The sequence below is a fragment of the Salinibaculum salinum genome, from assembly GCF_037645885.1.
Taxonomy (GTDB): Archaea; Halobacteriota; Halobacteria; order Halobacteriales; family Haloarculaceae; genus Salinibaculum; species Salinibaculum salinum.
This window is the reverse complement of record NZ_JBBENW010000002.1, coordinates 185,461-198,559: the sequence shown is the minus strand read 5'-3', so window position 1 is coordinate 198,559 and position 13,099 is coordinate 185,461. Positions and strand designations below refer to the sequence as shown.

16 protein-coding genes are annotated in these 13,099 nt (G+C 58.0%); 9 read left to right on the top strand and 7 right to left on the bottom strand.

The window, feature by feature from the left end:
- Nucleotides 1-90 precede the first annotated feature (90 nt).
- Nucleotides 91-978, top strand: coding sequence for a hypothetical protein (locus WDJ60_RS03910; RefSeq protein WP_340098687.1), 888 nt, complete (start codon nt 91-93; stop codon nt 976-978).
- On the opposite strand, the gene WDJ60_RS03905 is transcribed toward WDJ60_RS03910, so the two are convergent.
- The 3 genes from WDJ60_RS03905 to WDJ60_RS03895 are packed head-to-tail and all read right to left on the bottom strand — an operon-like array spanning nt 962 to nt 3,382.
- Nucleotides 962-1,771 carry an ABC transporter permease gene (locus WDJ60_RS03905; RefSeq protein WP_340098686.1) on the bottom strand — a complete coding sequence of 270 codons (810 nt, stop codon included), beginning with the start codon at nt 1,769-1,771 and terminating at the stop codon, nt 962-964. The two genes, WDJ60_RS03910 and WDJ60_RS03905, sit on opposite strands and share 17 nt — an antisense overlap.
- 1 nt (nt 1,772) lies before the next feature.
- The gene (locus tag WDJ60_RS03900) at nt 1,773-2,564 is read right to left on the bottom strand and encodes an ABC transporter ATP-binding protein (RefSeq protein ID WP_340098685.1); all 792 of its coding nucleotides are present in this window, start codon (nt 2,562-2,564) and stop codon (nt 1,773-1,775) included.
- Complete coding sequence (locus tag WDJ60_RS03895; protein WP_340098684.1) at nt 2,561-3,382, bottom strand: ABC transporter permease; 822 nt, start codon at nt 3,380-3,382, stop codon at nt 2,561-2,563. Before WDJ60_RS03895 ends, WDJ60_RS03900 begins: the two co-directional genes overlap by 4 nt.
- A gap of 127 nt (nt 3,383-3,509) precedes the next feature.
- Here WDJ60_RS03895 and WDJ60_RS03890 point away from each other — a divergent pair, with 127 nt between their 5' ends.
- Nucleotides 3,510-4,214: a cyclase family protein gene (locus WDJ60_RS03890; protein WP_340098683.1), complete on the top strand. Its 705-nt coding sequence runs from the start codon at nt 3,510-3,512 to the stop codon at nt 4,212-4,214.
- A 26-nt stretch (nt 4,215-4,240) separates the two neighbouring features.
- Here the strand turns inward: WDJ60_RS03890 and WDJ60_RS03885 are convergent, their stop codons facing one another.
- The 4 genes from WDJ60_RS03885 to WDJ60_RS03870 all read right to left on the bottom strand — a co-directional run bounded on the left by WDJ60_RS03885 (nt 4,241) and on the right by WDJ60_RS03870 (nt 7,172).
- A complete protein-coding gene (locus tag WDJ60_RS03885; protein WP_340098682.1) occupies nt 4,241-4,693 on the bottom strand; it encodes a universal stress protein in 453 nt (150 codons plus the stop codon).
- 49 nt (nt 4,694-4,742) lie between these two features.
- Entirely contained in the window at nt 4,743-5,918 is a 1,176-nt protein-coding gene (locus WDJ60_RS03880) for an XdhC family protein (protein WP_340098681.1), read from the bottom strand.
- A 3-nt stretch (nt 5,919-5,921) separates the two neighbouring features.
- Nucleotides 5,922-6,128, bottom strand: coding sequence for a hypothetical protein (locus WDJ60_RS03875; protein ID WP_340098680.1), 207 nt, complete (start codon nt 6,126-6,128; stop codon nt 5,922-5,924).
- A gap of 153 nt (nt 6,129-6,281) precedes the next feature.
- A complete protein-coding gene (locus WDJ60_RS03870) occupies nt 6,282-7,172 on the bottom strand; it encodes an FAD binding domain-containing protein (protein WP_340098679.1) in 891 nt (296 codons plus the stop codon).
- A gap of 228 nt (nt 7,173-7,400) precedes the next feature.
- On the opposite strand from WDJ60_RS03870, the gene WDJ60_RS03865 reads away from it, so the two are divergent.
- From WDJ60_RS03865 to WDJ60_RS03835, 7 genes are all read left to right on the top strand, one after another.
- Complete coding sequence (locus WDJ60_RS03865; RefSeq protein ID WP_340098678.1) at nt 7,401-7,859, top strand: VOC family protein; 459 nt, start codon at nt 7,401-7,403, stop codon at nt 7,857-7,859.
- 48 nt (nt 7,860-7,907) lie between these two features.
- The gene (locus WDJ60_RS03860) at nt 7,908-8,411 is read left to right on the top strand and encodes a CoxG family protein (RefSeq protein ID WP_340098677.1); all 504 of its coding nucleotides are present in this window, start codon (nt 7,908-7,910) and stop codon (nt 8,409-8,411) included.
- A gap of 141 nt (nt 8,412-8,552) precedes the next feature.
- Entirely contained in the window at nt 8,553-9,362 is an 810-nt protein-coding gene (locus WDJ60_RS03855; RefSeq protein ID WP_340098676.1) for a cyclase family protein, read from the top strand.
- 127 nt (nt 9,363-9,489) lie between these two features.
- On the top strand, nt 9,490-10,299 hold the full coding sequence (locus tag WDJ60_RS03850; RefSeq protein WP_417750428.1) for a cyclase family protein: 810 nt from the start codon (nt 9,490-9,492) through the stop codon (nt 10,297-10,299).
- 120 nt (nt 10,300-10,419) lie between these two features.
- A complete protein-coding gene (locus tag WDJ60_RS03845; protein WP_340098674.1) occupies nt 10,420-11,502 on the top strand; it encodes a zinc-dependent alcohol dehydrogenase in 1,083 nt (360 codons plus the stop codon).
- A 70-nt stretch (nt 11,503-11,572) separates the two neighbouring features.
- Nucleotides 11,573-11,989: a cupin domain-containing protein gene (locus WDJ60_RS03840; RefSeq protein WP_340098672.1), complete on the top strand. Its 417-nt coding sequence runs from the start codon at nt 11,573-11,575 to the stop codon at nt 11,987-11,989.
- A gap of 36 nt (nt 11,990-12,025) precedes the next feature.
- The gene (locus tag WDJ60_RS03835) at nt 12,026-13,024 is read left to right on the top strand and encodes a glutathione S-transferase family protein (RefSeq protein WP_340098671.1); all 999 of its coding nucleotides are present in this window, start codon (nt 12,026-12,028) and stop codon (nt 13,022-13,024) included.
- Nucleotides 13,025-13,099 lie beyond the last annotated feature (75 nt).

Here is a 13,099-nt window from a genome sequence, read left to right as displayed (position 1 = left end):
ACGTAGCCGGGAATCCGCACAACTCCAATTTTTGCTGCGCGACTCTCACAGCCAATCCTATTATTACTTTGTGAGCCGTATTTGCCGTCTATGCAAACAGAGTCGCTCTCGTCGCTGTTGCTCGTCGGACTCGTTGTTCTCTCTGGCTGTAGTGGCTTTCCCGGTCCAGAGACCAGTGAAACCGAACAGACGACGGACGTATCGCCACCGTACGACGGGGCAGACTCGTCACAACCGAATTCACCGCCGGGTGTACGTGACGGGCGTCTCGTAAACCCCGAACAGCTTCTCGATCAGCACTGGTCGATACTCTCGTACAGCACATACAGCGCTGAGCGGCACTATACTGAACAACGAAACAGCAGCCAGTCGGTCCAGACAAACGTGACTGTCGAACACGCGAGTGATGGGCGGTACCGGGCGACCGTCGTCTCCACGCAGGGGCTGTCGGACAGAGACGAGTACTGGTTCGACGGGGAGCTCGGCTACCTCGCGACCACGATAGGCAACGAGACGCGATACACGCGGGCACAGACTGCTCGCGGTTCGACCCCGCTACCGGAGGATTTGCTGTACTTCGCGACGCCACCGTACCGGAGCGGCGTGGTCAACCAGCGCGGACTGTACCAGTATATCACCGCTGCACGGGGGAGCACGCTGGAGACCATTGAGAGGGACAATGAGTCAGACACGTTGTTCCGCCTGTCGACACAGTTGTCCGATCCCGATGACACCGGCTCAGCTGCGCGGTTCGATTCGATTAGAAACGGCTCGTTCACTGCGGTGGTCGACTCCTGGGGCGTTGTCCACTCGTATCAACTGTCCTACGAGGCCGTGGTCGGCGGACGAATCGTGAAGATAACCGAAAACGTCTCGTACGAACTGAATCCGGAAACGAACGTGACACCGCCAGCGTGGATTAATCACGTCGACGACGAAAACGAGAGCGAAAATTCAGTTCTCAGCCGAGCATCGTGAAGTCGGCATCCTGGCGGTACTCGAAGACACGCCGCTGGAGCGGTTTGAATATGCCGTACTCGATGAGAAGGATAACGACCATTGCGATCACAACCCACGCCCACGCACGCTCGAAGTAGATACTCTCGTAAGATTCGATGATCTTGTATCCGAGCCCGGAGGAGGCAGCGAACATCTCGGTGATAGTCACCGCTTTCCAGGACATCGCGAGTCCGAGCCGCGAACCCGAAAACAGCGATGGTGCAATGTTCGGGAGGATGATGCGACGCACCGTCCGGGAGAACGAGAGATCGAACGACTGACTCATCTTGAGGAGATCACCGTCGATGTTCTCGACGCCCTTCCAGACGTTGACCGCGACGAACGGGAACACGACCAGGATCGTCGCGACGATGGGTGCGAGGATGTCGTATCCGAAGATCAGCGTCGCCGTGATCCCCCAGGAGATGTGCGGGATCGAGAGACTCAACATGACGTGTGGCGTGAGGAACTTCCGCTGGTAATCGCTGATCCCCATCTGGACACCCATGAAGACACCCACGGCCATCCCGCCGAGGAAGCCCCAGAAGATGCGTGAGAGAGTTGCCGCCAAGTGTGGCCAGACCGAACCGCTCGCGGTGAACTCCCATGCCAACAGCAGCGTCTCTTGTGGGAACGGGAGCAGATCTTCGGGAAACACCGACGCCAGGGCGACCCAGCCGACGAAGAACAACAGGATCCCGAACGCACGAGCTGCCCATCCGCCGAGTGACCCGAGGACTGGAAGCCTGACTGTTTTATCTTTCGTTGCCATATTAATCGTCGATGCTGTAGAACGTATCGATTGCTTTCTGGCGGAATCGCAGGAATTCGTCGGAATCCGTGCGCCGCGGGCGGTCGAGTGGGACCTCCAGGTCGCCGTAGATCCGACCGTCACCGAGCATGAGCATCCGGTCGGACAACTCGATGGCCTCCGAGATGTCGTGCGTCACGAAAAAGACCGTCTTGTTGAGCTCTTGCCAGACGTTCATCAGCTCTTCACGAAGTTCCTCGGCGGTAATTTCGTCGAGGTTGCTGAACGGCTCGTCCATCAGCATTACTGGGGGATCGATGCTGAATGCCCGGGCGATGCCGACCCGCTGTTGCTGTCCGCCCGACAGCTGAGTCGGGTACTTATCATAGTGTTCCGAGAGTCCGACCAGGTCGAGGTACTTTTCGGCCAGTTCCCGGGTAAAGTCGGGGTTGTGCTCGTGGACGAGCTCGATGTTCTGCACCAGCGTATTCCAGGGGAGCAGCCGCGGCGACTGGAAGACGTGACCGAGCTTGACTTCCTCAGATGGGTCGTCGGTTTCGAACCGAACTTCCCCGGATGTTGGTTCGAGAACGTCGCTGATGATGTTGAGCATCGTCGACTTCCCGCTGCCAGACTTCCCGAGCAACGTCACGAAGCTCCCGGGTTCGATGTCGAAGCTGATATCCTCGAACACCAACTCGTGTCCCTGCTGCGTGTCGAACTCCTTTGTGAGGTTCTCGACGTGAATCGAGCCTGCAGTTCCAGTTTTGACGCCTATACTTTCACCGTCAGTCTGTTGATTTTGTGAACTCATGCACCAATCACTCCGCTAATGCTCTGCCGCCAGCTGAATACTCGTTTTTCGATCTGCTGAAGGATGCCATACTCGACAACCAGGACGACGAGGACGAACAGAATCGTCCATGCCATCGCACCTGTGAAATCGAGCGCCTCCAGTTCCTGCCTGATAATGTATCCGATGCCGCTATCGGCGGCGACCAGTTCAGCGAGGGTCACCGTCTTCCAGACAATCGCCAGCGCGTATCGAGTCCCCGAGAACCATTCGGGCATGACCGCTGGGAGGATAATTCGGCGAATCCCACGCCGGTTCGAGAGGTCGAACGCGCTTGCCATCTCAAGCAGATCGTTGTCAATGTCCCTGATGCCCTCGTAGACGTTCTGGGTGAGAAATGGGAACGAGATCACCGTCGCAGCAACGATCATCGTCATGTCGGTCGTCCCGAACCACATCCCGGCGAAGATGGCGATGAAAAGTCCCGGCATCGCCAGCCCGACGGTAACGTAATCCTGGAATACCTTCTCGATGCTCCCGCGCATTCCCATACCGACCCCCAGTATCGTCCCGATAATCAGGGTGTACCAGAGACCGAGGGCGGTCCGCCGGAGCGTCGGTATCATGTGCTCGAGGAATCGGTCACTCCTGGCGATCTCGTACATTGCGCCCCCGATTAACGAGGGTTTAGAGATCACATCGACGATGTTGAAGATGTGGGCTGCTAGTGTCCAGGTCAGAATTATGACGATCACCGATTCGACGAATATCACTCGTGAATCGTTGAATCTGATCTGGGTGAGTTTGTCTAGGAGCCCATCACCTGGTTGTATGCTCATCGCTATCATACTGGTCTTCGCTGAGGATTTTATATCTTTCCCTCCGCCCGCGATATTCCGTCCCAAGATGGGTGCATATTCCGGGTCGGGCGATAAGTTAATGTACGCGGTCCACAATGCGGCGTTTATGGCCGAGTTCATCGACCTCAGTCAGGAGATTTACCACCAGCACCCAGTGTATTTCGCCCATCCGGACACAATCGTCTGGACGGACACGACCTTCGAAGATTCCGAGTACATCTTCAAGAACCAGGCTGGCATCGACGAACCGACGTTCACCTACGAATCCCGGACCTTCCAGATCTCGGAGCACGGGCCGAGCCACGTCGACTCGATTCGGCATTTCAAGGAAGATGGGACACCAATCAACGAAATGGACCTCGAGCAGTTCCACACGCCCGGCAAAGCGATCGATGTCTCTCACTGTGATCCAGACGGGTATATCGAACTCGAAGACGTCCAGACCGCGCTCGAAGAGACGGGACAGACCGTTGAGGACGGCGATACGGTTTTGTTCCACACCGGTCACTACAACCGGACGTACCCATCACGCGCGTACAACGAACAACACACCGGTCTTACTGAGGAGGCGACCCGCTGGCTCATCGAACAGGGAGTTGCCAACTTCGGTATCGACCAGCCGAGTCCGGACAACCCCAGTGGAACCTATCCCTGTCATACCCTCTGTACCGAATACGAGGTTCCCCACATGGAAAACCTCTGTAGCATCGAGAAAGTCGTTGGCGAGACGTTCACCTTCATGGGCTTCCCACTCCGACTCCGGAATGGGACCGGCTCACCGATCCGAGCAGTAGCAAAAGTCGAAGAGTAAGCCCCGTTCCGTTCGCCGGTAGCCGTCTATTGCTGGACTCCGCAGGAGATGACTGGCATGGATGCGTTGAGCAGAATATCCTGTGCCGTACTCCCGAAGAGTGCTTTCCCCGTTGGTGACCGCTTTCGTCCACCGATGAGAACGAAATCGACATCCTGTTCTCGTGCCAGTTCGATTACCTCGGTCCCGGCATCGCCGATCGCTCCATAGGTTGTAAAATCGATGTCGCGAGCACGGAGTCCATCTATGAGGTTGCTAACTGCAGTGTTGTGTTTGGCAGCGTTCCCGAGCTGGTGTTTCTCTCGTGAACCGATATCGTACATCTCCTCGATCCGCTCGATGTCGTCTTCGGAGTAGACGTGGAGAATGTCCACAGAGAGGTCGTTTTCCCCTTTGAGGGTCTCGATGGTCTCGACGTACTTTTCGACGCGCGATTCATCGTCACCGGCGACTGCCACGAGTATGCTCACTGAACTCATACCTAGCAAACCTCAGCTAACGAATTTAATTGTTTGGGTAGACGGAAGCCTACGCCTGGGTGTCCACTCGCCTGTGGATCGGCCCTTCACGCTCTTTGAGCCGCCCACCCTCACGGTCGTTGTGGACGGCCAGTACTTCGCCGACGATGCTGAGCGCGATGTGGATGGGTTCACCGCCACCGACATCGAGACCGACAGGTGTCGCAATCCGTTCGAGTTCGGATTCGGTCAGCTCGCGCCCTTCGTCAGCGGCGACCGCTTCGCGGATTTCGTCGAAGCGCTCACGCGGCCCCATGAGTCCGATATACGGGACCTCCGTATCGAGCAGGGAGACAAGGGCGAGACGGTCTTCTAACAAGTTGTGCGACATGAGTACGGCGTAGGTCCGCTGCGGGTCGTCCAGTACCTCTTCGATGTCCATCGGTCGCGTCTTCCGAACCTCGTGTGCGTGTGGGAACTGGTCACTGCTGGCGCGCGCGCCGCGTGCGGAGGCGATGATTACGCGGAAACCCATGTTGCGTGCCATCCGGGACACTGGCTGCACATCGTTCTGGGTGCCGAACAAGAGCAAATCTGGCGCAGGGGTGAGCCAGTCGACGAAGGTCGTAACCGTTCCGTCGTCAGTTTCGGTGGAGACGGAAATTGACCCAGCTTCAGATTTGAGGTCGGCGACGACTCCCTGGACGTTCGCGACGACATCGTCGGGCAGTGACAACCGCCCGTCGCGGCGTTGCACGCTTCCGTCGTCGTCGACGACGATACGATCGCCGACACTCACTCGCTCGTCGGTGGCCTCAGTCGCTGTAACCATCGCGACAGGACGCTGAGAATCAAGTTCCGCCAGCGCGGGGTCCCAGCTGTCGTCGAGTGGCTCGAGGAGGATATCGATGATACCGTTACAGCCCAGTCCGAGTCCCCACTCGTCGTCGTCCATGAGGTCGAACGTCTCCACAGTCGGGGTACCAGTTTCGAGCACGTCGGCAGCTAAGTTTATCACCGGGTCTTCGAGGCAGCCGGCCGTGATGCCGCCGAGACTGTCGCTGCCAGGTTCGATTATCATCTTCGCACCGGGTCGTCTGTAGGCCGATCCTTCGACGTCGATAATCGTCGCGACGACTGCCTCGCGGTCGGTGTCACGGTACGTCATCAGGGCCTCGAGAAGGTCCTGGGTGGTTGCGCTCCAGGGGTCCTGTTCGTCCGTCACTGGTGAATCTGAGCTCGTCATCTGTTATCCAAACCGGACCCACTTCGTTTTCTCGCCCCGTTCGCGCTTTCGGATCCGACCGCTCTCGGCCAGCTCTTCTAGATACGGTCTCACTTCGTCGTCGGTCTTCCCGACTTTCCGCGCGAGCTGACTGGTCGTGTATTCTTTTGTCGTTGCCATGTTATCGAAAAGTTCGCCTTTGATTATCACCGCGTCGTCTTCCTCGCTCATGGTCGAATTTTACTTGTTCACAATGCTTAACAGTACCGGGTATCTCACCCCTTTCCGCCGACAGAACCAGATGCGTCTCTCGGTTCTTTTACTCGGGAAAAATTACGTGGGGACGGAACTCGTCGGATTATGCGAGGTGCCGACGCTGTCGAGTTACTCTTCGAGTGCGTTGTCGTATGCGGCCTGCAGTGCGCGCTTTGCAAAGACGCCGACCTGGTCTTCCTTGTACTCGGCGTCGGCCTGCATTTCGCCTGCGGGCTCCGATGCATCCATCGCGGCTTCGGCAGCAGCAGAGAGAGCGTCCTCATCGAGCGAGGTGCCTTCCACGGCGTCTTCGGCAGCCTCCGTCCGGAGCGGGACGTCCGCTGCGTTTCCGAATGCGAGACGGGCTTCTTCGACAACGGGTTCGTCAGCGTCGGGGTCGTCGACGACGACAGCTGCCGCCGCGCTGAGCTTCGGCCAGGTGTGCGGGACGCGTTTGATCTCTTGGAACGACATCCCCGTGCGACCAATCGGGAACGGACTGGTCGACACTGTCGCGCTAACGATGAGCTCCTCTTCCTCCCTCGCGGTCATCATGTACGCGATGTGGAAGTCCTGAACGTCGACATCACGCGTTCCATCGGGGCCCTGTAGTGTTATCGTCGCATCGAGGGCCGTCATGACGGTCGGGTAGTTCCCCGCTGGGTCGGCCTCACCGAGGCTCCCACCAAGCGTCCCCATGTTCCGGACAGACGGGCCAGCAATTTCGCCGGCCGCCTCCGCCAGAAGGGGTAGTTCGCGGTCCAGGTGGTCTGACTCCGCGATAGTTGTGTGTCGCGTCAGTGCCCCAATCTCGATGCCGTCTCCGGTTTCCGAGATGTATTTCAGGTCCTCTATCTCGTTGAGATCGATCAGGTGGTCGGGTGCAGCCAGCCGGTTGGCCATCTGCACGCCAAGTGATTGGTTCCCTGCGAGGAGTTCGGCATCTTCGTGCTCTTCCATGAGTGTGACTGCGTCCTCTGCTGAGGTCGGTGAGTGGTACTCAAATACTTCCGGTTTCATGGGTATACGGGTTGAACTGGAACTAGAAAATATATAAAGTTTTGCCCGGCTGACCGACGAGAGGCTATCAATTCGATCGCCTCCCCCCTGGTCCCGGGGGATATCCCGAGTGTTCGACCGAAGAGAGGTGTCTCCCTCCTCTCTCGTGACCTGTGTTCTTCTCCGTCTGTGGCTTACCACCACCGAAAGGTATTTTCCAGTCCCAGATGACGTACTGGGTGGAACTAGATGATTGGAACTGCCCATCACTACGGCGTTACAGTATCGGATATGGACGAGGTTCTTCCGTTCTACAGAGACACGCTTGGTCTCGAACTTCTCTCGGAGGGACACGTCGAAGAAGGAAGCGAGGACAGCGAGAAGTTCGAGAACTTCGTCGGCGTCGACGGCGCAGTCGACGTCGAGGTCGCGTTCCTCGATGCCGGCGGGTGCCAGGTCGAACTTCTCCAGTACAACAGTCCGGAGGGCGGCGACGCGCACGGCGCGTCCAACAACGACGCTGGGGCCTCGCATTTCTGTCTCGAAGTCGACGATATCGACACGTTGTACGAGGAACTGACCGACGACGGAATCGAGTTCATCCACGAACCGATTACCCTCTCGAAGGGTGTTCGCGTCGCCTACATGTACGACCCCGAGAACAACATCGTTGAACTCTCGGACCGGTCGCGGATGGATGAAGACTGATACGACGAATCGGACAGCTCGACAAATTCGACAAACAGCAAACTACCAATGACACTAGAATTCGACGGTGAGTTCGAAGCTGACCGTCCACCAGAAGAACTGTGGGAATACTTTACAGATACCGACCACCTCGCCGACTGCGCACCCGGGTTGGACGAAATGACACTCCAAAACCCCTCGGAATTCGAGGCAATCGTTACCGTTGGTGTCGGGAGCGTCAAACCGACATTCAGCGTCGACGGTCTAATCGTCGAAACGGACCAACCCGATAGACTCGTCATGTCTGTCGAGGGAAGTGCTGGCCGGAAGGGTGCGTTCGACGCAGTCGCGGAAATGAGCCTCGTCGATATCGAAGACGGGACGCGACTCGAATGGGAGGCCGAGGCGAACGTCTCTGGTCTGATTTCGTCGCTCGGACAACGTGCGCTCGGTAGCGTCACCTCCCGACTCGTCGGACAGTTCTTCGACTGCATGGAGGAGAAAATAAACAGCGGCGTCGATGCTAGCTCGGATCTCGCCGCGGCTGAAGACGCAGAAGCCACGCTCGAATAACGAACACAGGAACCGAAGACGCGTCCCAGCGTTGCCACGTTCGCCCGTCGGATGGCGCCCCGACGAGCGTTGCGTATTGCGATTTTGGGGATTTTCCCACCGAGCCTTTTATTATTGTATCGGGAGAACGCCAGCACAGCAATGGAGCAGTTGCAACAACAGTTGATCGAATCGGAGATGGTAGATCTCAGTATCGGCATCGAACCCGGCAGTCCGAGCGAACCCTGGACACCCGAAATGGAATATCGGGACCACAAACAGGTCGCACACCGACTCGCCGAGAAGATGCACGAAATCGGCATCGAGGAAGTCAGTGCTGATGACTTCCCGGACGGCATCGGTCTCGCCGAGGAGACGATTACGGCGATTATCCACACGGGGACCCACATGGACGCCCCGTGGCACTACGGTCCCGAATCCGAAGGCGAACCGTCGAAGACTATCGACGAAATTCCAGCCGAATGGTGCCGCGGGAACGCGGTCGTGCTCGATTTCACCTGGAAAGAACCCCGGACGGAAATTTCGGCCGCGGAAATCGACGAGCAACTCGAGGAACTCAACCACGACCTCTCGCCGGGCGAAATCGTTCTGATCGAGACGGGGGCGGACAAACTCTGGGGGACCGAGGAGTATCTCACCGAGTTCCCAGGGATGGGCGCAGAGGCGACCAAACATCTCGTCGATCAGGGAATCAAAGTCATCGGTATCGACGCTTACGGCTTCGACAAACCGTTCGTCGAGATGGGCGAACGCTTCGCCGAAACCGGCGACAACGCCGAGCTGTGGCCCGCACATCTCGCCGGCCGCGAGGCGGAGTACTGCCAGATAGAGAAAATGACGAACCTGGACAAACTCCCGCGACGGACGGATATTCCGATCGTCGCCTTCCCGATCAAAGTGAAAGACGCGAGTGCGGGCTGGACGCGACCCGTCGCCTTCATCGAAGAGTAGTTCGCGTACCGCTGTCGGATGCAGTCGGTTAGACACTGCGGTAGACGGGCAGAAACCCGCCTTTATCCGCAATCTTACACATAACAACTGATTTATTACCTACCTGCGTCATACGTTATCACGCGCGATGAGATCACCACTGACAGCAGCGGATGCAAAAATGATAGATCTGAGTATTCCTGTCGAGTCGAACAGTCCGAGTGAGCCGTGGACGCCCGAAATTGAGTACTGGGACCACGAGGTCGGCGGCGACAAACTCGCCGAGAACCTCCGTGAATCCGGATACGGAGAGAACCTCAGCCACGAGGATTTCCCGGACGGGAAAGGACTCGCCTGGGAAGAAATAACGGCGATTATCCACACGGGGACTCACATGGATGCCCCGTGGCACTACGGTCCCGAATCCGAGGGCGAGCCCTCGAAGACCATCGACGAGATTCCGGCCGAATGGTGCCGTGGGAACGCGGTCGTGCTCGATTTCACCTGGAAGGAACCCCGGACGGAAATTTCGGCCGCGGAAATCGACGAGCAACTCGAGGAACTCAACCACGACCTCTCACCGGGCGAAATCGTTCTGATCGAGACGGGGGCGGACAAACTCTGGGGGACCGAGGAGTATCTCACCGAGTTCCCGGGAATGGGCGCGGAAGCGACCAAGCACCTCGTCAATCAGGGAATCAAAGTCATCGGCATCGACGCCTACGGGTTCGACAAACCGTTCGTCGAGATGGGCGAACGCTTCGCCGAAACCGGCGACAACGCCGAGCTGTGGCCCGCGCACCTGGCTGGGCGCGAAGCCGAGTACTGCCAGATAGAGAAAATGGCGAACCTGGACAAACTCCCGCGACGGACGGACATTCCGCTCGTGGCCTTCCCGATCAAAGTGAAAGATGCGAGTGCGGGCTGGACGCGACCCGTCGCCTTCATCGAAGAGTAATGGCGCTCTCTCGACTGGGCCGGTAACCGCCAGCGACGCTGCCGCGAGCTACATCTCGGTTGTTCACTATTGATTTGGCTGAACAAAAGCTAAATATGAATGGTCATCAAAATAGGAATCATGGCTCAGAAGCAGCAGCAAGTACCAGATACGATGCGCGCGCTCGTCGTCGAGACGGCAGGGAACTGGTCGATAGAGACAATCGACACGCCTGAGATAGACGATGTCGACAACGTTCTGGTCGAGGTGGAGAAAGTTTCGATTTGCGGGACGGACCCGAAGATATTCCACGGACACGTCGACGGCTGGCCGCCGAGTTTCCCGTTCGTCCCCGGTCACGAATGGTCGGGACGCGTCGTCGAGGTCGGCGACGATGTCGAACGACTCGAACCGGGCGACCGGGTGTTCGCCGAAAGTCACAGCGGCTGTGGATTCTGTGAGCGCTGTCGGGAAGGCAGATACAACCTCTGTGAGAACTACGGCGATTTCGACGCCGGTCACCGGCAGATTGGCCACACCTCAAGCGGCGCATACGCTGAGTACGCAGCCGTTCCGGCTGATACGCTCTATCACCTCGACGAGGAACTCTCGTGGCGTGAGGGGGCACTGCTCGACGTCAACGCGATTGCACTCTATCTCGCAGAACGCGGGAATATCAGTGCCGGCGATTCGGTCGCAATCATCGGCACTGGAACGGTCGGACTGCTGGCGGTCCAGATTGCGAAGACGATGGGCGCGAGTGAGGTCATCGGCGTCGGCAACCCGCGTCGGAACGAACTGGCACAGGAACTGGGTGCTGACCACACTATCTCCTACAAGGACGACGATGTCGTCGAGCAGATTATGGATATCACCGACGGCGTCGGCATCGACGTGACACTCGAAGCGGCGGGCGCGGGCGAAGGATTCCGGCAGGCGGTCGCCGTCACGCGGAAGGGGGGGACTGTCAGCATGGACGGCATCCCCAACGAGAATCTGCAGGAGATTCCGATGGCCGACCTCGTCACAAACGAAATCGAGTTCCGTGGCTGTCGCGCGCACGCGAATCGGGCTGAGGCAAGCGCTCGACTCGTCAAGAACGGCCAGGTCGACGTCGACTCGCTGTTCACCCACGAGTTCGACTTCGAAGATTTCGACGAGGCATACGAGACGTTCACCGAACGCAAGGAGAACGCCATCAAAGTCGCGTTGAACATGAGCTAACGTCACGCGTTCGTCGCGGTGTTTTATCCGAACCACAGCAGTTATTCTGCCTCGCGTGAAAGCGGTTGTCATGACTGACAATGGGTATCATCTCGCGAATCCGGATGAAATAGAGACGACGCCGACACGGCCCGATATCGAGCCGAAACCGGACCCAATCGCAGACACGTTTTCGATTAGCGATATCGCGAACTTCGAGATTCTCGGTATTCGAAACAATATCGCCGAGCCAGGAGAGCAGATCCCGCTGGCGTATCACTACCACGAGAAACAGGAGGAGGCATTTCTCGTTCGGTCGGGGACGCTCCACGTGGAGACACCCCAGCGGGAGTACGTCGTCGAATCTGGCGAGATGTTCCTCGTCGAAGGCGGGAATCCACACCGCGCGTTCGTCCCGGCCGACGCGGACGAACCCGCGGTCGTACTGAGCTTTGGCGCACCGTCTGACGATACTGGACAGGTGTACGAACCGGACGATGAGTCGTAAACGAACAGCTACGTCCGCGGCGAACGGAGGCTACTCATGGGACGGATGATCGAGGGCGAGTGGTATCCGAATGCGGACAAGAACAGAAGTGACGACACCAGTGACGAATACGTCCGTGAAGAGACGTCGTTTCGGGACTGGATCGGCACGCTCGGAACCGACGACACATTCCCCGCTGAAGCAGGCCGATACCACCTCTATATCTCACAATCCTGTCCGTGGGCGCACCGGACGACGCTCGTCAGAGCGTTGCGGGGGTTGGAGGACGTCATCTCGATTGACATCGTTGACCCCGTACGCGGGGAAGACGGGTGGGAGTTTACACCGGAAAAAGAGGGGTGTACGCCGGATACGGTCAACGGCTGTTCCTACCTGCGAGATGTCTACCGAAAAGCCGACTCGGCGTACACGGGTGGCGTGACCGTTCCAGTCCTCTGGGATATCGAACGAGAGACGATAGTCAACAACGAGTCGGCGGAGATCATGCGGATGCTAGACGTCTCGTTTGCGGACTTCGGTCACGAGTTTACGCTCTACCCGGAGGGGTATCGTGAGAAAATCGACCAGGTTATCGACTCCATCTACGACTCGATCAACAACGGCGTCTATCAGGCGGGGTTTGCCGAGTCACAGGCTGCGTACGAACGCGCGGTTACCGACCTCTTCGACGCGCTCGACCGATACGAGGAGTTACTCGCCACCCAGCGGTATCTCTGTGGTGAAGTCCTCACGGAGGCCGACATCTGCCTGTTTACGACGCTCTTTCGATTCGACACCGTCTATTACACGCATTTCAAGTGTAACGTCAGGCGCCTCGTCGACTATCCGAACCTCTGGAACTACACGAAAGAGCTCGCCCAGTTCCCCGGAGTCGCTCGCACGCTCGATGTCGCGCACGTGAAGACACACTATTACCGCGGCCAACCGGAGCTGAATCCGACAGGATTCGTACCGGTCGGTCCCGAACTCGATCTGATGGAGTCACACGACCGCGACGACTTGCCTGGCGGACCACCGGCTGCACTCACTCAGTAACTGGCGGGCAACGACGCAGCAGCTATTCAGTCGTCGGTCGTGGAAAAATGAGGAAACCAGTGGTGAGCAGCGACG

Excerpts from the sequence above, each read along its gene's own strand:
- WDJ60_RS03880 (WP_340098681.1), bottom strand. The coding sequence starts at position 5,918 with ATGACGAGCTCAGATTCACCAGTGACGGACGAACAGGACCCCTGGAGC.
- WDJ60_RS03860 (WP_340098677.1), top strand. The coding sequence starts at position 7,908 with ATGACACTAGAATTCGACGGTGAGTTCGAAGCTGACCGTCCACCAGAA.
- WDJ60_RS03850 (WP_417750428.1), top strand. The coding sequence starts at position 9,490 with ATGAGATCACCACTGACAGCAGCGGATGCAAAAATGATAGATCTGAGT.
- WDJ60_RS03840 (WP_340098672.1), top strand. The coding sequence starts at position 11,573 with ATGACTGACAATGGGTATCATCTCGCGAATCCGGATGAAATAGAGACG.
- WDJ60_RS03870 (WP_340098679.1), bottom strand. The coding sequence starts at position 7,172 with ATGAAACCGGAAGTATTTGAGTACCACTCACCGACCTCAGCAGAGGAC.
- WDJ60_RS03875 (WP_340098680.1), bottom strand. The coding sequence starts at position 6,128 with ATGAGCGAGGAAGACGACGCGGTGATAATCAAAGGCGAACTTTTCGAT.
- WDJ60_RS03895 (WP_340098684.1), bottom strand. The coding sequence starts at position 3,382 with ATGAGCATACAACCAGGTGATGGGCTCCTAGACAAACTCACCCAGATC.
- WDJ60_RS03905 (WP_340098686.1), bottom strand. The coding sequence starts at position 1,771 with ATGGCAACGAAAGATAAAACAGTCAGGCTTCCAGTCCTCGGGTCACTC.
- WDJ60_RS03910 (WP_340098687.1), top strand. The coding sequence starts at position 91 with ATGCAAACAGAGTCGCTCTCGTCGCTGTTGCTCGTCGGACTCGTTGTT.
- WDJ60_RS03890 (WP_340098683.1), top strand. The coding sequence starts at position 3,510 with ATGGCCGAGTTCATCGACCTCAGTCAGGAGATTTACCACCAGCACCCA.
- WDJ60_RS03885 (WP_340098682.1), bottom strand. The coding sequence starts at position 4,693 with ATGAGTTCAGTGAGCATACTCGTGGCAGTCGCCGGTGACGATGAATCG.
- WDJ60_RS03845 (WP_340098674.1), top strand. The coding sequence starts at position 10,420 with ATGGCTCAGAAGCAGCAGCAAGTACCAGATACGATGCGCGCGCTCGTC.
- WDJ60_RS03865 (WP_340098678.1), top strand. The coding sequence starts at position 7,401 with ATGATTGGAACTGCCCATCACTACGGCGTTACAGTATCGGATATGGAC.
- WDJ60_RS03900 (WP_340098685.1), bottom strand. The coding sequence starts at position 2,564 with ATGAGTTCACAAAATCAACAGACTGACGGTGAAAGTATAGGCGTCAAA.
- WDJ60_RS03855 (WP_340098676.1), top strand. The coding sequence starts at position 8,553 with ATGGAGCAGTTGCAACAACAGTTGATCGAATCGGAGATGGTAGATCTC.
- WDJ60_RS03835 (WP_340098671.1), top strand. The coding sequence starts at position 12,026 with ATGGGACGGATGATCGAGGGCGAGTGGTATCCGAATGCGGACAAGAAC.